Source organism: Acinetobacter sp. YH12145 (assembly GCF_013418335.1).
Lineage (GTDB): Bacteria > Pseudomonadota > Gammaproteobacteria > Pseudomonadales > Moraxellaceae > Acinetobacter > Acinetobacter amyesii.
Genome location: NZ_VPCE01000003.1, coordinates 116844 through 133824, shown reverse-complemented (window position 1 = coordinate 133824; position 16981 = coordinate 116844). Strand labels below are relative to the sequence as shown.

Below are 16981 nucleotides of genomic sequence, written 5' to 3'. Positions count from 1 at the left end.
ATAAAAAGCTTAGCCAACAATTACAATGCACAAAGCCATATTTCCCGACGTATTTTCCGATTTAGAACAAAAATAATTCCAATTGGCTTTGTTTAGTCTGTACTGAGCAATTTTTCTAGCAATGCTTTTAGACTTGCATCATCTAAAAAGTCTTCATAACGGATGTTTGCACCATTGGCACGCCACAACCCAATTAAGCTGACCATGGCAACGGAATCGAGCCCATAACTACGTAAATCGATTAAGGGATCTATTTCCAATGCGTCCATATCTAACTGCTCTGCGATAGCCAATAATATGCCTTTGGCTGACAAAACGAATTCCGTTGGTGCTGACAGATTCAAAAGCCGCATCAAATTATAACTACTCATGTGATGAATCCCTAGGCCTGACATGGAGTCCACCCACTGAATATGCTGCTCCTGATTATTCATCACAATCGCATCATCCACGATACAGATTTGCTCTGTTACGCTATATAGATGCGGCAAGATCTGTTTCAGCATAGGCATGATTTGCCCTGCAAAGATGAGCTGAGGGTGTGTTGTTGCATATTCACCGAGCTGCTGCATGCCTTGAAGTAAATCATCGCCATATAAGTCGACAATGGGAATCTCTAAGGCTTTGGCTTTATTGGTCAGTTGGATCAAATTTTCCATCAACTGCGTATCTTGTATGCCCTGCTGCATGCGTAGATTTTGTAAACCATCCAGCACCAATACCGACTGTGTTGATGACAGCTGCCATTTCGCTTGAGATGGTGCAAATTGGATTTTTTTGGGCATGGAATACAGCATACAGACTCGGTACATAACTCAAGTTGGAACAATTGATATGCTAACGCAGAATCATATCTGAAAGTGACTTTCGGCTACTGATGATTTACTTTTTGGTCAACTTTAAACTTATAGATTTTTTTAATTCTATTAAGTTTATTAGATAAACCTAAGTTTTGGTTTTATTCAAATTGGGATAAAAAATAATCTTGTAAATATTCAAGTGATTTACCCTCATACAGTAAAGAAAAATCACCATCGTGCTCTTCTAAACTTGAGCTGTCATCAATAACACCTAATACATTACTAATTGAATCAATCATTACTTGTCGTAAGATTGAGAAAAAAATTCTCTTATGTTCGTCTGGCAAAGTATTAAAAAAAACTTATTGCTTCAATAAAATAAGGATCTTTTATTTCTGATGGTGAGCGGTCTGTGAACAATCCTTTATAAATTTCTAGGTTTTCGTTAATAATTCCTTTTTTGAGCAGATGAGCTAATTCTTTTGAGTCCATACCTTTCCCTTTATTTTAGTTTGTATAACGTCCATTCTTTTTAAAAGAACATAAAAAATTTTCAAATATCATTTTTTTATTTTACGATAATTTCTTTAATATTCTTTTCATTCACAAACAATATTCGAGATACATCAATACTCATCATTGTAAAATATATGTATAACTGATCCTCCCTAGTATACATCGCATTAAGAATTACATTTTTTTAATGTATTTCCTAAATCTGTATATTACATAGTATATCAAACTAGAACTGATCATTATAAAACACACTGCTAGCACTCCAATAAGCCCTGATACTTCAAACGACCACATTTTCTAGACTGTTTTACTACAATATGAATGCTGACAAGAGCACGACCCCTGTCAGCTTATCGTATTTATTTTTGTGGTTCGACGGTAGGTGCCGCCAATGGTGGTGACATCGGATGTGCCGAAGGTTCACCGCCTGCAACACGAGATAGAGGCAGCCACTGTGCAAGTATTGGATTGGTTCGGTCGAATAGTGGCGTTAACTCTAACTCAGAAGGTAACAATTCACTCAAAGAGCTCATGCTTTCAAGTTTAGCCAAAGCCTTAATGCTATCTTCAGCCGCATTACCTGTATCCACTTTGGCAGCCACAGTCACAATACTGACTTGCTTTTCATCTTGATTAAACATCAGCCAAGCACTGGACAAACCTAGCGCCTGCGCTTGCTCTCGCAAAGTCGGCCAAACCTCTTTTAGCAGCTGATCTAACTGATCATGCTGTGTAGAAAACCGTTCAAAACGCACAACATGATGTGATGTTGCTAAGGGTTTAAAATCATGAGCACCAGCAACACGCCAAATATTTCGCTGTACATTCAAGAAAAATGGACGGCTCCAAAACTTTACATCCGGCTCAAATTCCAATTCTTCACTGGTGAAACGCTCATAATCTTTTACATTTTCCCAAGTATCAAATAAGTAGCGTCCACCAGTCCAAAGCGCACCACTAAAACGGTCAAAACCAAGTGGCATATATTTGTGGCGCATGCCCGGGCGCACATCCATGGTGCGACGTTCAATTTCCTGCATATTCACTAAATCATGCATCTTGATTTCACTTGCAACTGGGAAGTCTGAAGTAAACGCTGCTTCTGCCTGAATCGGGCCTGTTTCGTAGTTGAGAATCGCCATATGTATCTCCGATATTCGTTGTGGAGTTGTATAAATAATTGCTCTCAGCCAGTGCTGAATCAGCTGTTAAACCCACTTTATCGAAAATAAATTCTTGAAAAAGATCTTCAAATTTAATTTACTTATTACATCATGTAATTAATAAGCAGAAATATTATGTTGCGTCACTATGATGATCTGCAAATCGGCAGTCTTGAATTATTCTGTTTAACCGTGGAAAAGAAAAGTTTCTCTGCTGCAGCAATTGCAGCAGGCATTTCTCCTGCCGCAGTCAGTAGAGCGATATCACGCATAGAAGCAAAATTTGGGGTAAAGCTATTTGTCCGCACTACACGCCAACTTAAAATTACCGATGCTGGGCAGCATTATTATTATTTTTGCAAACAAGCCCTGAATAGCCTACTCGAAGGTGAAATGCAAATCAGCGGTGAACAGGAACACCCCATCGGCTTACTGAAAATTAGCGTACCTACAGCTTATGCACATTATCGACTGCTGCCTAAAATGGCTAAATTTGCCGAGCTGTTTCCACACATCAAGCTCGAGATTCATGTCAGCAACCATAATGTAAATTTAGTAACTGATGATTATGATATTGCGATTCGCGGTAATGAGTTAACCGACTCTGGCTTAATTGCACGAAAACTTGAAGATGCTGCATTATGCATTGTTGCTACACCTGAATATTTGAAAAGGCACCCTGCACCTATAAACATCGAAGACTTACAGCATCACGAATGTATTTTGTTTGAATTGCCGAGTTCAGGTAAGTCTGGACCGTGGTCACTCATGGATGCAGGCAAAAAAATTATGGTTGATGTGCAAGGAAAAATTACCTGTAAAGATGATTATCTCTCGACCTTAATCTTAGCTAAATCAGGTGCGGGACTGATGCAGGTCTACCGCTTTTCAGTGGAGCAAGAATTACAAAGCGGCGCGTTGGTGGAAGTTCTCAAATCTTATAGCCAAACAACTCGGCCTTTTTATTTACTCTATCCAAAGTCTAACTATCAGTCTTCTAAACTCAAAGCATTTATCAATTTCATGCTGAATGCTTCGGCTCAATCTTAGAAAATTTCGATTTAATGCTATGGGCGAAGTTCCTAGACATTTAAATCAAAATAAAAAAAAGCCCAACATATCGATTGGGCTGAATTATCTATTTCACTCAAGATCATGCTTAGTCTTACTGTGCTAAAAACTTCTCTATCGCCTGCTGTGCAATTCCTGCATCCTGAAATGACTTCACACCAGACACACCCATTGCACCCACCAATTGCCCCTCATACAAAATCGGCTCACCACCTTCCAGCATACCGTTAAACGTCTGCATAGTTAAGAAACCCATCTGTCCGCCTTTTATCAAGTCTTCAAACAATTTAGATGGGCGCTTACTGATGGCTGAACATTTGGCTTTTTCTAAGCATAGATTTGCTGTCATTGGCGATGCACCATCCATTCGTTTCATCGCTAATAAATTGCCTGTCTCATCCGTAACCGCAATGCTGACATTAAAGCCATTTTCGACTGCATAAGCATGTGCTGTGTTTAGTAAAAATTCTGCATCTGCCAAAGTTAAATAATGCTTGGTTTTCATTTAAAAATCCTTTTCTTAAAAAGCTGAACTTAAAACAACAAAAAAGCCCACAGCAGGCTGCGGGCTTTATTCTAAAGCAGAATTTACCGATTTAAATGAAAATTACTTCATTTCAGCAAAAACTTCTTTCGCCATTTCAATGGTAAATGCAATATCTTCATCGCTATGCGCGCTTGAGAAGAAACCTGCTTCAAACGCAGAAGGCGCTAAGTTTACACCGCGCTGTAACATGCCGTGGAAGAAGGTACGGAAAGCATCTACATCACATTTCAAAATTGAATCAAAACCTGTGATTTCAGTTTGATCTGTAAAGTAAATACCAAACATACCACCTACTTGCTGAGTAAAGAACGGAATGCCCGCTTCGTCTGCAGCAGCTTGTAAGCCTGCAAGCAAACCTGATAATTTTTCAGTCAAAGTTTCATAGAAGCCCGGCTGACGCAAATGTTTAAACATCTCAATACCGGCACGCATAGCCAATGGGTTACCAGACAATGTACCTGCTTGATAAACTTTGCCAAGAGGTGCAATGCATTCCATCACTTCACGCTTGCCGCCAAATGCACCCACAGGCAGGCCAGCACCAATGATCTTGCCTAAAGTAGTCAAGTCAGGCGTTACGCCATAATGCGCTTGCGCACCGCCAAGACCGACACGGAAACCTGTCATCACTTCATCAATGATGAAAACAGAACCATGCTCGTCACAGACATCACGAATTGCTTGCAAGAAACCCTCAATAGGTTTCACCAAGTTCATGTTGCCTGCAACTGGCTCGACAATTACACCTGCAATTTCTGAACCGAATTTTGCAAAACATTCTTTCAGCATCGCAATATCGTTGTACGGCAGGGTTAAAGTGTGTTTGGCGAAATCAGCAGGAACACCTGCAGAAGTCGCTTCGCCTTCACCTTTAGTGAGTAAGCCTGAACCCGCTTTAACCAAGAGTGAATCTGAGTGACCGTGGTAGCAACCTTCAAATTTTACAATCTTGTCACGGCCGGTATAGCCACGAGCAAGACGAATGGCTGTCATAGTCGCTTCAGTCCCTGAATTAGTCATACGAACCAATTCAATAGACGGCATAATTTCGCAAATAATATCCGCCAATGTCGTTTCATGCACAGTTGGCGCACCAAAACTTAAACCATCAACAGCCGCTTCTTGAACCGCTTTAATAATGTCGGGCTGCGCATGACCTAAAATCATTGGGCCCCAAGAGCCGACATAGTCGACATAGCGTTTTCCGTCTACGTCATAGAGATATGCGCCTTGCGCTTTTTCGATAAATACCGGTGTACCGCCTACACCATTAAATGCGCGTACAGGAGAGTTTACGCCGCCAGGAATATGCTTGCTGGCTTGTTTAAATAATTGTTCTTGCTTAGCAGATAAGCTCATAAAAATTCTCTACTTATTCAATCTAAAAAATAAAATTAAGCTTGTTCAGCAAAAAGCTCAGACCATTCATAAACACGACTGCTTACAGCAGACATTGAACGACCTAATACATCACTAATCACAGCACAAAGATCAGCACCCGCTTCAATCACTTCAGCGGAGTTCTCTACAGTTAAACCACCAATTGCACAAATAGGTACATTTAGTTTCGCTTTGGCTTGTTTTAGCGTTTCTAAGCCAATATTGCCTGCTTCAGGCTTGGTTTCAGTTGCAAAAATGGCGCCAAAAGCCACATAGTTTGCACCGTCTGCAATCGCCTGCTCAGCCAGCTCTAAAGAGTTATTACAGCTTCGACCGATCAAAACATTTTTAGGTAAGCGTGCTACAGCTTCAGCAATTGAACCGTCATCTTGCCCTAAATGGACACCCACACCATATTGAACTGCAGTTTCTAGATCGTCATTAATAACAAAAGGCACTTTGTACTGATTACACATATTTTTCATGTATTCAATTTCATAAGCCTGATCTTCCTTTGCCACTTTTTTACGGCGATATTGCAAAACAGCAACTTCATAAGTTGCCATCGCGCCTTCGAGTTTGGCTAAAAGCAATTCGATAGGATCATCATTGGTAATGAGGTATAAACCACGCATAGTTCAATCACAACTTAAAACTTTTGAATATTATAACGATTAGGTCTATGAAATGTTGCTTGGGGCATAAAATTTTAATGCTTTGCCGCTGAGAAAGTTATATTCCTTTTCACAGGACTGCTTATATAAATGTTTAATTGAATTTTCTGTAGAAAATGGCAAAAAATACCTATTTTCAGGTATAGAACAAAACTGATACAAATTATTTAATACTGCAACAGAAGAACACAAAACGCAGCGCATAAAAACACAACACTTTATAAAAATAAAAATAAAAATAAAAATGTGTAACCTATTAGACTTTTTGGTGCTTGGTAAGAAACGTTTTGGGGAGCGTTCAGAGCATCAAAAAGTCTAGCCTATTTTATTAAAATTTTTATTATTATATTTTTCAAACAATAGAACTTTTCTAAGGCCATAAAAAAAGCCTAGAGAAGGTCACTCTAGGCTCGGAAAACTGGGGTTTATCGACTTTTCATCTTATAGACAGGAAGTAAATAAACAATATGAACATTATTAGACTAATCACTCTAATTTTGCAAGTCATTTACTCAAAAAAATCACACCCATATCCATAAAAATTAAGCGTTTGATTAATAAACAATTAACTATCAATCTTATCTAAATTGCGGTCTTGTAAGCTTAAGTTCCCCTTCACAATATCAGACAGCATGCGCCAATCGGAAATAAAACTGTACAAAGGTTGCTTGAAACTAGCTGGCTTATTTTTTTCAAAGAAAAAATGTCCGACCCATGCACAGGCATAGCCTGAAACCAGGCCATAAGCAAAATATTTCGGTTGTCTTTTTAGAATTGCTTTTGCGAAGAAATAGAGTCCTATACTGCTGCCGGTGGCATGTAAACGTCGACTCATGATATTTCGATGTTCAGTCAAATAAAACCGATAAAATTGCGAATAGTCACGAATAGGTAACTGAAATTCGGGCTTTAAATCTCGATTAAACTCGGGTTGTACTTGTGAATTCATGTTGTGCTCATCCTGAACTTATTTTAATCAACATAGCTCAAAACTCGCCCACTTTAAAGGCGTAAAATTTTATTTTGTTCCAATGAAAATTGAACTATTGTGAATTATACAATTGATGGAATATCCATTTTTAAAACTTTTCTTTGGCCAAAATCAGCGCTTTCAAATCAGTCAAGTCTTACTTCTCAACTGTTTTTCGCTACAATCGAAACGCGTTTAGCTCATAGAAAATTTACGTACGATTTAGTTTTTCATTTTTATAAAAATTTAGAGATCGCTTCATGCCAGATTATGAAGTTGTAACATCAGGACAGAAAACCATGGTTGAAGTTGAATTAAAGTTCCAGATTCCAGAAGCACGTCGAACTGCATTATTAAAAGCACTCGATCCAAAAAAATCGGAACAAATTCAACTTAAAGCTAAATATTTTGATACCCCAGATCGAAAAATGGCACAGCAGCATGCAGCTTTGCGTCAACGTTTAGAAGGAACGCGCTGGATTCAAACCCTGAAAGCTGCAGGTAAAAGTCACATTGAACGGTTTGAACATAACTTAGATTTGGGCGAGCATGAACAAGCCCCTGCCCTAGATTTATCGGTCTATGCCAATGAAGCTGAAGTTCAATCGGTTTTAAAAACCACTTTAGGCGATCAGCAGGATTCGTTACAACTTCAGTTTGAAACAGATATTCTCAGAACTTATCGCGTCATAGAGTTTGAAGATGCCAAGATCGAAGTTTGCTTAGATGTCGGCTGTATCCGCAGCAACAGCACAGAAACAGAAGTTCATGAAGTTGAATTTGAGCTTAAAAGTGGCTCTATTCAATCACTCCTTGCCTTTAGTTTTGAATGGGTTAAAAAGTATCATTTATGGTTAGATGTTCGCAGTAAAGCGGAAATCGGGAATTTGCTGGCGTTTAATCAAACTGTGAGTCCAGCAGTTGAGGCTAAAGAATTTCAACTCAGTAAAAAAGATACTGCCGCAAAAAACTTACGACTTTTAATTGCACAGGAAATGCAGCATCTTCTGCCTAATATTGCCGCAATTTCTGCAGGTGTGGCTCAGGCTGAGCACATTATACAAGCTCAGAAAGCACTCCATCATTTACAATTAACCATTTCGCTATTTAAAGATTGGAACAGTGATATCGTTGAAAAATGGGCTGTGCAATTAGGCGCATTTAAGCAGCAATTTGAACAATTACACCATTTTGAACACATGCAAAATACCTTGGGTGGATTTTTACAAAACCCAACGACTTCAGAAAATTTAACTAAAGATATTTTGTATTGCAAAGAGAAGTTAGGCAATTTGGTTAAATCGACTCAAAATGTGCATCATTATCTTGAGCTTTTAATGTTTAGTTTGAAAGTGGAGGATGCACCGCAGCAACACGATTTTAAATGGTATGCTCAAACAACCCTGCAAAACCAATATAAAGCCCTCCAAGAGGCTTTAAATGATGCCGACATTAACAATTTTGAAAGCTTAGACGTGCTTTCTCAACGCATACAAGAGCTTAAATTTAGCTTCCCAGTTTTGACGTCGATTTACGATGTAAAAAATTTGCAGAAATACAGTAAAGCACTCAATGATGCACAAGTTGCGGCACAGGAATACCAAGTCCTTTCCTCTTCTGCACAGTATATTCAGCAAACAGAGCTGGAAGCTAGCGATTGGTTTGTTCTCGGTTGGTTGACGGCAAAACTAGAGGTTTATGCTGATAAGCTATTAGAAGCGACAGAACAATTCCTTGTGAGTCGAAAACTCATTAAATAAAACCTAAGGGAGATTGAATGAGTCTCCCTTTTTATTTGCGTCCCACATTCTTATATAGATATTCATTTATTGGACATTCAGATTCGAATTCGGCTATTTTCAATTCATCAATTCCTTAGTTTGACTCAGTTACATTGAAATATTTTGAGAAGCTATTATTTTTGTTTTCTGGATAAAAACTTTTAAAATAAGCTATCTGAAAAATTAGATTCAGGGTGGTTTTATGTTGAATAGTCACATACCTGTAATTCATCCCCTATTTTCATTTTCACTTATATTTATCCTTTTCCCATTACTAAGTGCTTGTAGTGAACAACATAAGCCTGTGCAAAGCACCGAATTAAGGCGCACGGCATCCTTACAAGTCGAAAAACCGCTTTCTCCAACTCAAAACTTTGATCAGACACGACGAACCTTTAAAGTCCTGCGCAATAATAATGAGGACTATGGTGATGAGTCTTACCAAATCAAAACCGATGCTGGCACACTGAGTATTTACAGTATGAACTTGAATCCGCAGCAAGGTCAGCTACTATCCAGCGTCAAGTCTGGAGAATGTCTAACTCTATCGAGTCAAAGTGACAATTTAATTGCGGTTGATGGTTATATCAGTGTGATGGAATTGGGCGACATTAAAATTCATCCCTGCAAATAAGCGTCAAAAAATTGTTTTTGTATAACAGTCATTCAAAAAACTAAGAAAATTGCCTTAAGGCTACGCTGCTATTGGGGTTTAATTCATAATCCATACTGATTTGACCTTGTGCTAATAATCCCCATGATTTCATCGCATTACTCACCATACGCTGTAATTGCGTCAAGGCCATACCATCACGTGCTTGTATGGTCATCCCTTGCAATAAGGTCATATAAAAATCAGTCAATTGCTCTGCATGAGCCAAACTTTCAATTTCCGAATTTTGCACGCCTATAGCGAGCCGATCCATAATTTTTGTTTTAGTATAGGCACGACGTTGTTTGAGCTGTTCTTGTACGGTTTGGTTTTGCTGTGAACAATTCATTGTTGCCACCACCACCATACAACCTTTAGGTTTATTGGCTTGTACCAAATGCTGAATACTGTCATATAGGTACAATTCCATCGCAATTTTAGCCGTTTGACCTGCTTGTAGAATTTTTTCTGCAGGCTGAACTTCGTGTTCACTATAGTATTCAATACATTTTTCAAAGAGCGCGGCTTTATCGCCAAATGTGCCATATAAGCTAGGTGCTGTGATATTCAAAGCTTGAGTCAAATTACTGATGGATGTCCCTTCATAGCCAAATTGCCAAAACAACATCATGGCTTTTTCCAAAGCTTGCTGTTCATTAAAACATTTAGGACGTCCACGCTTCTTGACCGAATCGGCTGAATTAGCGTGCTGATTTTCTTGCTTTGAATCATTCATCATAAGCTAACATTTATATTTTATAACGTTCACTAATAAAATAATTGACGCTCACAATTTAATCAAATAGTTTATTTTTATAACAGTCACTATTAAATTAAATAATTAAGGTGTAACGCTATGAATACGCATGCTACAGCTTTAAAACAAGATGAACAGTTGACGCAGCAGCCTGATGAGTCTTCCCCCAATCAAGGGAATTGGTTTGCAATCCTCACTGTTGCTATTACAGCTTTCGCACTTGTCACTAGTGAGTTTTTACCCATTGGCGTGTTAAATGCCATCGCTCAGGATTTAAAAATTAGTGTAGGTACCGCAGGTTGGGTGATTACCCTCCCTGGCATTATGGGTGCGATCGCAGCGCCCCTGCTTTCTGTTGCTGTGAAGCAACTTGACCGTCGTATCTTAATGATTGCTTTAACCGTGATTATGGTCATTTCTAATTTTATAACTGGCTTCGCAGAAAGCTTTGCACTGTTGTTGTTTAGCCGTTTTCTACTGGGTATTGCTATCGGTGGATTTTGGGCAACAGCCATAGCTTTGAGTGGACGTGTCGCACCCAGTCATCTCGCCATAGCCAAAGCCACTGCAATCGTCATGGCGGGCGTCACTTTAGCGACGGTATTAGGTGTTCCATTAGGCACTTGGCTAAGTGACTGGTTAGGTTGGCGTAGTGCATTTCAAATCATTGCAGTGATTGGCATCATCATTTTAGTTTTAGAAATCAAATTCCTGCCAAAACTTCCACCAACATCGGCTATTCGATTTAGTGATTTACCTGCACTGATTCAACATGATAAAGCACGTAAAGGACTGATTATTATTTTATTAATTGGTTTTGCTCATTTTTCTTCTTATAGTTATCTCGCCCCATTTTTTAAAAATCATGCAGGCTTTGATGCGACCACCATCAGTTCATTATTATTGATCTACGGCATCGCAGGTTTCTTTGGTAATTTATTTGCAGGTTATAGCAGCAACATCAATGTCCGCTATACCCTTGCTTTTGTTGCCTTCAGTTTTATCGTGGTATTTTTTAGCTTTCCACACTTTGCAGTTCATTTATTTGGTGCATATCTTTTAACCGCATTATGGGGTTTCGCCTTTGGGGCATTTCCTACAACGGCCAATATCTGGATGTTTGTACATGCCCCTGAAGCTGTTGAAAAAGGTATGCCACTGTTTATTGGTATTTTCCAACTCATGATTGCGTGTGGCTCACTGTTTGGCGGCTATATTGTTGATCATTTTAATGCCAATACCTTATTGTATTCGGTGATGATCTTTGTCGCATCTGCCATAGTGGCTATATTCACTTTAGGACGTGGATTAAATAATCCAAAGCTTCCTTGTGCAGCGAACTAAGTCCACGCTCTAACTAATGTCGTCAAAACATTTGATTAACGATATTTCCCAAAGATTTTCCACGTATTGTTATCTGCTAAAGGGTCACTATAGCTATCACTACGAGCTTTACGTGGTTTGTCACGGGCATCCACCAATTTAAAGTCGTTTTCGACACTGAGTACAATGCCATTCACATAAAAACGGGTACGGGTGTATTCACTTTGTCCATGTTGAAATACATAGGTTCTGAGGTCAATAAATTCACGGTGTGCGACCAAAGCTGCCGTATCATCGCTGTCTAGCCATAGCCGCATCGCTTGAATTTGATCTGCTTCAAATTGCCCACATTTTTCAACTAAGCTGGCAATACCACGAAAGGTTTTAGATTCTTTCGCCCGTGTTTTGTTGATTCGAATACGATCCACGTGAAAATAAAAAAGCGGCAGATTCAAATGACTCGGCAAATGGACTGCATCGAGGACTTCATCTTCCATAAAGGGCTGAAATAAGTCCTGAGCACGTTCAATTAAGCCAGTCCACTGCGCATAATATTCGGCTACTTCAGATTGTGTACCATAATAAATGGGCAGCCCTTCTACATTGGCTAAGGTTGAGGGCGGCCAAATATTTTGTCGAAGTAATGCAATATCACTTTTCAGACTTTGCACTGCGATTGCATCTTGCATGGAGCATTCCATTCTACTTAGGCTATTTTTAGATTAAGTCAAAGGTTTAGTTTCTGCAAGGCTTTGCCTATAATACTGCATTAGATTTTTATGCTAGGACACATTCATGGTTCAAAAGATTGAAGCTACTGATGTAACCGAAGAAGAAGCGTTGAATGCAGCTTTCTTTGAACGTGCGGATGAATTTATTAAACAAGCCAATGAATTTTGTCGTGTTGAAAAAGGTTCTCAAGTCAAACCTGCAGAAATGCGCGGTCAAGTGAGTGCTGCCATGTTATTTGGTACTGCTCGCTTTAATACTTGGGTTGCTGCAAATGGCTTCAAAGATGGCAAAGAAATGCGTGATGCCAAAGATCAAGTGATGTCTTATATTCTTCAACAATTTCAAATGATGCTTGAAGATAATTATGATGAATATTGCGAACAGTTTGAAAACTATCTTCGCTTCCGTCATAACGAAGAATTCCATGCAAATAAGCATGATCACGACCACGATCATCAGCATTAATCAAAAGCCCTTCGGGGCTTTTTTTATACAACTTCTCTTTCACAAAGCTTTGATTTAATATTTAGTCATAACGTTGTATTTTCATCATTCATGCTATTTTCAGTGCCTCGCGTATTCGAAAATACAATGAAATACGCAAGAAATGGACATGGTTTTAAGGACAAGGATAGCAATGCAGACGCTCGATTTTGCCATCGTGGATTCACATATACATCAATGGGATCCATACAATACCCCACATGCCGCTTCACTTGCCGTGAAATTATTGGGTAAACATCCCTACTTGCTCGACAAAATGATGCGCTTAGTTAATCCGCAAGAGTTAATTGACACTGTTGGATTGACCAAACATGTGACGACACCGTATTTGCCTGAAAATTATAAGCAAGATGCAGGACATTATCAGGTCGATCAAATCGTACATGTAGAAGCGAGCTGGCATGACCATAAAGGTAAAGGGGTAGTTGGTGAAACCAAGTTCATTGAATCCTTAGACTTTAACGCTCAAAAAATTAAACTTGGCGCCATAGTCGGCACTGCAGACCCATGTGACAGTAGTTTTAAGAAAATTCTTAAAATGCATAAACAAGCCTCCCCACATTTTCGTGGCATACGAAAAATGGCAGCTGTACATGAAGACCCAAAAGTTCATGCATGGACCAATGAGCCCCATCTCTATACCAATAAAAAATTTATGAAAGGTTTTGAAGCTCTTGCTCAAATGAATTTAAGTTTTGATGCATGGGTTTATTCAGACCAAATTCGTGATTTAACCGCTTTAGCACGTGCTTTCCCTGAAACATCTATCGTGCTGGATCATTTTGGGACACCTGTCGGTGCCTTTGGACCTGTCGGCTCACATACAGGCTTAACCCAAACTTCACGTGACAATATCTTGTTTCGTTGGAAAGATGATTTAGCTGAACTGGCAAGTTGCCCAAATGTTTATACCAAAATGTCTGGATTATTCATGCCGGTGCTGGGTCATCAGTTTCATAAAGAACAACGCCTTGCATCTAAACAAGAGATTTTCGATTGTGCCTTCCCGCTTATTTCGCATGCTCTACAATGCTTTGGGAAATACCGTGTGATGTTTGGCTCAAACTTCCCGATGGATAGTGTGAGTGCATCTTTGGTGAATATTATTGACGCATTTTCAGATGCGGTGGCGAGTTATGATCCTGAAGCACTGACTTTAGTCTTCCAACAAAATGCCCGTCAGTTCTACCGCCTATAAGTTCGTTAAGAAAATCTCGCTATCAAGTTATCCATTGTAGCTCAAAAAAAATCCTCCAGATGGAGGATTTTTTTATTAAGTTTATATTTGAGTAGATTTTACAGCTTGACCATATTGGTCAGCCATCACCTCAACCAAACGCTCAGGTTGAATATATTTTTTGATGACAGCATTAACATCCGCTTTGGTCAAACTAGCAATGCGTTGATCACGCTTTTCACGATAGTTTAAATCACGACCTTTTTCTAACTGTGGAATCAACATACTATGAATGCGACGGTCATCTTCAAGTGCAGTTAAACGCTTTTTCAAAATACTGGCTTTGGCTGCTTCTACTTCCTGTTCCGTCACGCCATTTTTCAATAAGTTTTGCAACACTTTATGAACAGAATGAGAAACTTGTGCTGATTTACCCGCAGTGTAGTTTGCATCAATACTCAGTACACCTGAATTCACCCATTCATCAAAATTAATGTCTGCACTAAAACCATAAACCAGTGCATTCTTTTCACGTAACTCTTGAGCTAAACGTGAAGACAACTGTGAATCACCAAGTATGTGGCGTAATACTTGTAGTGCAGGAGAATCAGTATGTTCCACACCTACAGGTAGAGTCATAATGGCTTGGTAACTACCAAACTCACGCTGTTCAGACAATGCATGCACTTTCTGTGCAGGATACGCTGTAAATGTAGACTCTAAGCGTTGATATGGCTCGCTGGTTTTCCAATCTGCAAATTCTTTTTTCAGAATTTTTTCTATTTGCTTGGTATCAAAATCACCTGTTACCGCAATTTGTGCGTGATGTGTTTTAAAGAATTTCTGATGTAACTGCTGCACTTGATCACGTGTAGCCGACTCAATTTGTTTTTTCGCAAGTTCAGGTTCGAAGTGATAACGAATATCCCCCGGTTGATAGATCTCGACAATACGCGACAGAGTCATTGCTGCAACGGTATCCGGCTCTGTATAAGGTCGATCCAAACTCGACAAACTTTGCGCTTTGATTAAATCAAATTGTGATTGTTCAAATGCTGGCGCTTTAATAACATCAATGACATATTGCAAAAAGTCAGCAAATTTTTCTTTGCGAGCAACCACTTGAATCATCAGGCCATTATCATTTGCACTGACCGTTGCACCACCACCAACATCAATAATTTTATCGGCAATTTGCTGCAAACTTTGATCTTTAGATGCACGGAACATGAGGTAAGCTGTCAAATCTAGCAACTCACCTTTATTCATTAAGCTTTGCGCTGTACCAAAATCCAATGCAATCGTGGCATAGGTTTTGTCATCACGGGTTTTAGTTGGAAACAATGCATACTGAATGCCGTTTTTAAATTTAGCTCGCTGAATCTGCTTTTCTTTCTGATTTAAATATTGCTTTGACTCTGCAACATATTGCTTCACTTCAGCACGATAAACACTCGCATCTTTCAATGGCTCTTCTGCAGGCGCTTGCTGATCTAAAGTTTCAGCAGGTTTTGACGCAGCCTGTTGCTGTGCTTTCTTTTGATCTTCAGGTGTAGGCAGAATATTTCCTGTGACACGGTATTCGGGCTTTAGAAAGTCCTTATACACCTGATTCACGTCGCTTACATTCAGCTTTTGTACTTTATCTAAGTCTCGGAAATATTGAGACCAGTCCCCGTTATAAGCCACAGTATAAGAACTGAGACGTTCGCCAAGAGCCGTAGCGCTATTCTTAACATTGTCAGCCATATTTCGAGTCAAGCTTTTAACACGGTTTAGCTCGACGTCATTAAAGGCTTTATTCTGCTCTACACCTTGTGCCAGACTGGTTGCTACTTTGTTAGCATCATGACTTGGGCCATATATCGCCCCCATAAACACCAAATTAAAATCTTTATCTAACCATGTGGTGGATTGAACTGCGGTTGCTGTCCCTGTTTCCACCATGCTTTGATACAAATGCCCACTTGGCTGTAAGGTATACAAAGTTGGAGATACCGCCAAAGCGGTTTTAATCGGTTCGACTGCACCATTTAAATAAATATTAAATTTACCAAAGTCACTGCCCTTATGAACGGTAAATTCGCGTTGCTTTAATTTCGTTCCATCTAATTTAGGGACTTTGGCCTGTTCAGGAATTTGGCGTGCGGCAATTGGGCTAAATTGTTGATCAATTTGTTTTAATACAGCAGCTTTATCAAACTTACCAGAAATCACCATCACTGCATTATTTGGCGCATACCAACGGCGATAGAACTGGTTTAATTCGTTCATATTGATGGATTGAAGTTCTTTCAAATCACCTATCGGTAAGCGGCCTAAAGATTGATTGCCATAGGCTTCTTTTAAAACTTGGTCGATTAACACTGAAAATGGCTGATCTAAACGAATTTCACGTTCACGCTTAACGATATCAATTTCTGTCGGTACAAATTTTTCCTGAAGTACCAATTTATCCATCCGTTCTGCTTCTAAATGCAAAACTTGATCGATTGAACTTTGTTCAGGACGAATCACATTGGTATATTTCGTTGAATAATAATCCGTACTGGCATTGGTCATCAGCGTGAATTGGTCTAAGCGACGCTGAAATTCATCACCTTTGACATTTTCAGTCCCTTTAAAGGCCAAATGTTCAAGCAAATGTGCCAAACCACCTTTGCCCGCAGGGTCATTTAATGAACCCGTGAAATACACCGTATTCATAAACACTTTGCTTTCTTTATCGTTTTGCGCCAAAACCACACGAAAACCGTTGTCTAATTTATATTCTTCAATGGCTTGTTCAGTTTTAACCAATACAGGTTGAGCAAAGAGGCTTGTACTTAAACCTGCAAAAAAAAATGAAAGCGTTAAATGTTTAATACGCATGTAATTCAAGTGTCCTTTATATTTAGTATCGATCAGCGCTGTGCTGTCGATCAGATTGGTTTT

At 39.2% G+C, this 16981-nt stretch carries 16 protein-coding genes; 6 read left to right on the top strand and 10 right to left on the bottom strand.

The features are described 5' to 3' along the window. Positions 1 to 92 precede the first annotated feature (92 nt). The 3 genes from FTU80_RS03480 to FTU80_RS03470 form a co-directional block, all read right to left on the bottom strand. A complete protein-coding gene (locus FTU80_RS03480) occupies positions 93 to 797 on the bottom strand; it encodes a phosphopantetheine-binding protein (protein ID WP_180084265.1) in 705 nt (234 codons plus the stop codon). Between the two features lie 354 nt (positions 798 to 1151). Beyond that, positions 1152 to 1292 (bottom strand): hypothetical protein, encoded by a 141-nt coding sequence (locus FTU80_RS03475; RefSeq protein WP_180084264.1) that lies wholly within the window; start codon positions 1290 to 1292, stop codon positions 1152 to 1154. A gap of 383 nt (positions 1293 to 1675) precedes the next feature. Beyond that, on the bottom strand, positions 1676 to 2458 hold the full coding sequence (locus tag FTU80_RS03470) for a hypothetical protein (RefSeq protein ID WP_180084263.1): 783 nt from the start codon (positions 2456 to 2458) through the stop codon (positions 1676 to 1678). A gap of 156 nt (positions 2459 to 2614) precedes the next feature. On the opposite strand from FTU80_RS03470, the gene FTU80_RS03465 reads away from it, so the two are divergent. After that, entirely contained in the window at positions 2615 to 3529 is a 915-nt protein-coding gene (locus FTU80_RS03465; protein ID WP_180084262.1) for a LysR family transcriptional regulator, read from the top strand. A gap of 115 nt (positions 3530 to 3644) precedes the next feature. Here FTU80_RS03465 and FTU80_RS03460 read toward each other — a convergent pair whose 3' ends face one another. The 4 genes from FTU80_RS03460 to FTU80_RS03445 form a co-directional block, all read right to left on the bottom strand. After that, complete coding sequence (locus FTU80_RS03460) at positions 3645 to 4055, bottom strand: heme-binding protein (RefSeq protein ID WP_180084261.1); 411 nt, start codon at positions 4053 to 4055, stop codon at positions 3645 to 3647. Positions 4056 to 4157: 102 nt separating this feature from the next. Next, on the bottom strand, positions 4158 to 5456 hold the full coding sequence (gene hemL / locus FTU80_RS03455) for a glutamate-1-semialdehyde 2,1-aminomutase (protein WP_180084260.1): 1299 nt from the start codon (positions 5454 to 5456) through the stop codon (positions 4158 to 4160). A 35-nt stretch (positions 5457 to 5491) separates the two neighbouring features. After that, the gene (gene thiE / locus FTU80_RS03450; RefSeq protein WP_078188828.1) at positions 5492 to 6112 is read right to left on the bottom strand and encodes a thiamine phosphate synthase; all 621 of its coding nucleotides are present in this window, start codon (positions 6110 to 6112) and stop codon (positions 5492 to 5494) included. Between the two features lie 604 nt (positions 6113 to 6716). Continuing rightward, positions 6717 to 7100 carry a DUF962 domain-containing protein gene (locus tag FTU80_RS03445; RefSeq protein ID WP_180084259.1) on the bottom strand — a complete coding sequence of 128 codons (384 nt, stop codon included), beginning with the start codon at positions 7098 to 7100 and terminating at the stop codon, positions 6717 to 6719. Between the two features lie 320 nt (positions 7101 to 7420). Here FTU80_RS03445 and FTU80_RS03440 point away from each other — a divergent pair, with 320 nt between their 5' ends. Both FTU80_RS03440 and FTU80_RS03435 read left to right on the top strand, forming a co-directional pair. Beyond that, a complete protein-coding gene (locus FTU80_RS03440) occupies positions 7421 to 8881 on the top strand; it encodes an inorganic triphosphatase (protein ID WP_180084347.1) in 1461 nt (486 codons plus the stop codon). Between the two features lie 325 nt (positions 8882 to 9206). Continuing rightward, positions 9207 to 9536 carry a hypothetical protein gene (locus tag FTU80_RS03435; protein ID WP_180084258.1) on the top strand — a complete coding sequence of 110 codons (330 nt, stop codon included), beginning with the start codon at positions 9207 to 9209 and terminating at the stop codon, positions 9534 to 9536. Between the two features lie 40 nt (positions 9537 to 9576). Here FTU80_RS03435 and FTU80_RS03430 read toward each other — a convergent pair whose 3' ends face one another. After that, positions 9577 to 10293 carry a TetR/AcrR family transcriptional regulator gene (locus FTU80_RS03430; protein ID WP_306669684.1) on the bottom strand — a complete coding sequence of 239 codons (717 nt, stop codon included), beginning with the start codon at positions 10291 to 10293 and terminating at the stop codon, positions 9577 to 9579. 117 nt (positions 10294 to 10410) lie between these two features. Between FTU80_RS03430 and FTU80_RS03425 the strand changes: the two genes are divergently transcribed. Next, positions 10411 to 11655 (top strand): MFS transporter, encoded by a 1245-nt coding sequence (locus FTU80_RS03425; protein ID WP_180084257.1) that lies wholly within the window; start codon positions 10411 to 10413, stop codon positions 11653 to 11655. 35 nt (positions 11656 to 11690) lie between these two features. Here FTU80_RS03425 and FTU80_RS03420 read toward each other — a convergent pair whose 3' ends face one another. Further along, positions 11691 to 12323, bottom strand: a complete 633-nt coding sequence (locus tag FTU80_RS03420) for a hypothetical protein (RefSeq protein ID WP_180084256.1) — start codon at positions 12321 to 12323, stop codon at positions 11691 to 11693. A 106-nt stretch (positions 12324 to 12429) separates the two neighbouring features. On the opposite strand from FTU80_RS03420, the gene FTU80_RS03415 reads away from it, so the two are divergent. Then, positions 12430 to 12831 carry a DUF3144 domain-containing protein gene (locus tag FTU80_RS03415; protein ID WP_078188837.1) on the top strand — a complete coding sequence of 134 codons (402 nt, stop codon included), beginning with the start codon at positions 12430 to 12432 and terminating at the stop codon, positions 12829 to 12831. Between the two features lie 172 nt (positions 12832 to 13003). Continuing rightward, complete coding sequence (locus tag FTU80_RS03410) at positions 13004 to 14068, top strand: amidohydrolase (protein ID WP_180084255.1); 1065 nt, start codon at positions 13004 to 13006, stop codon at positions 14066 to 14068. Positions 14069 to 14149: 81 nt separating this feature from the next. On the opposite strand, the gene FTU80_RS03405 is transcribed toward FTU80_RS03410, so the two are convergent. After that, a complete protein-coding gene (locus tag FTU80_RS03405; RefSeq protein ID WP_180084254.1) occupies positions 14150 to 16918 on the bottom strand; it encodes a pitrilysin family protein in 2769 nt (922 codons plus the stop codon). Between the last annotated feature and the right edge of the window lie 63 nt (positions 16919 to 16981).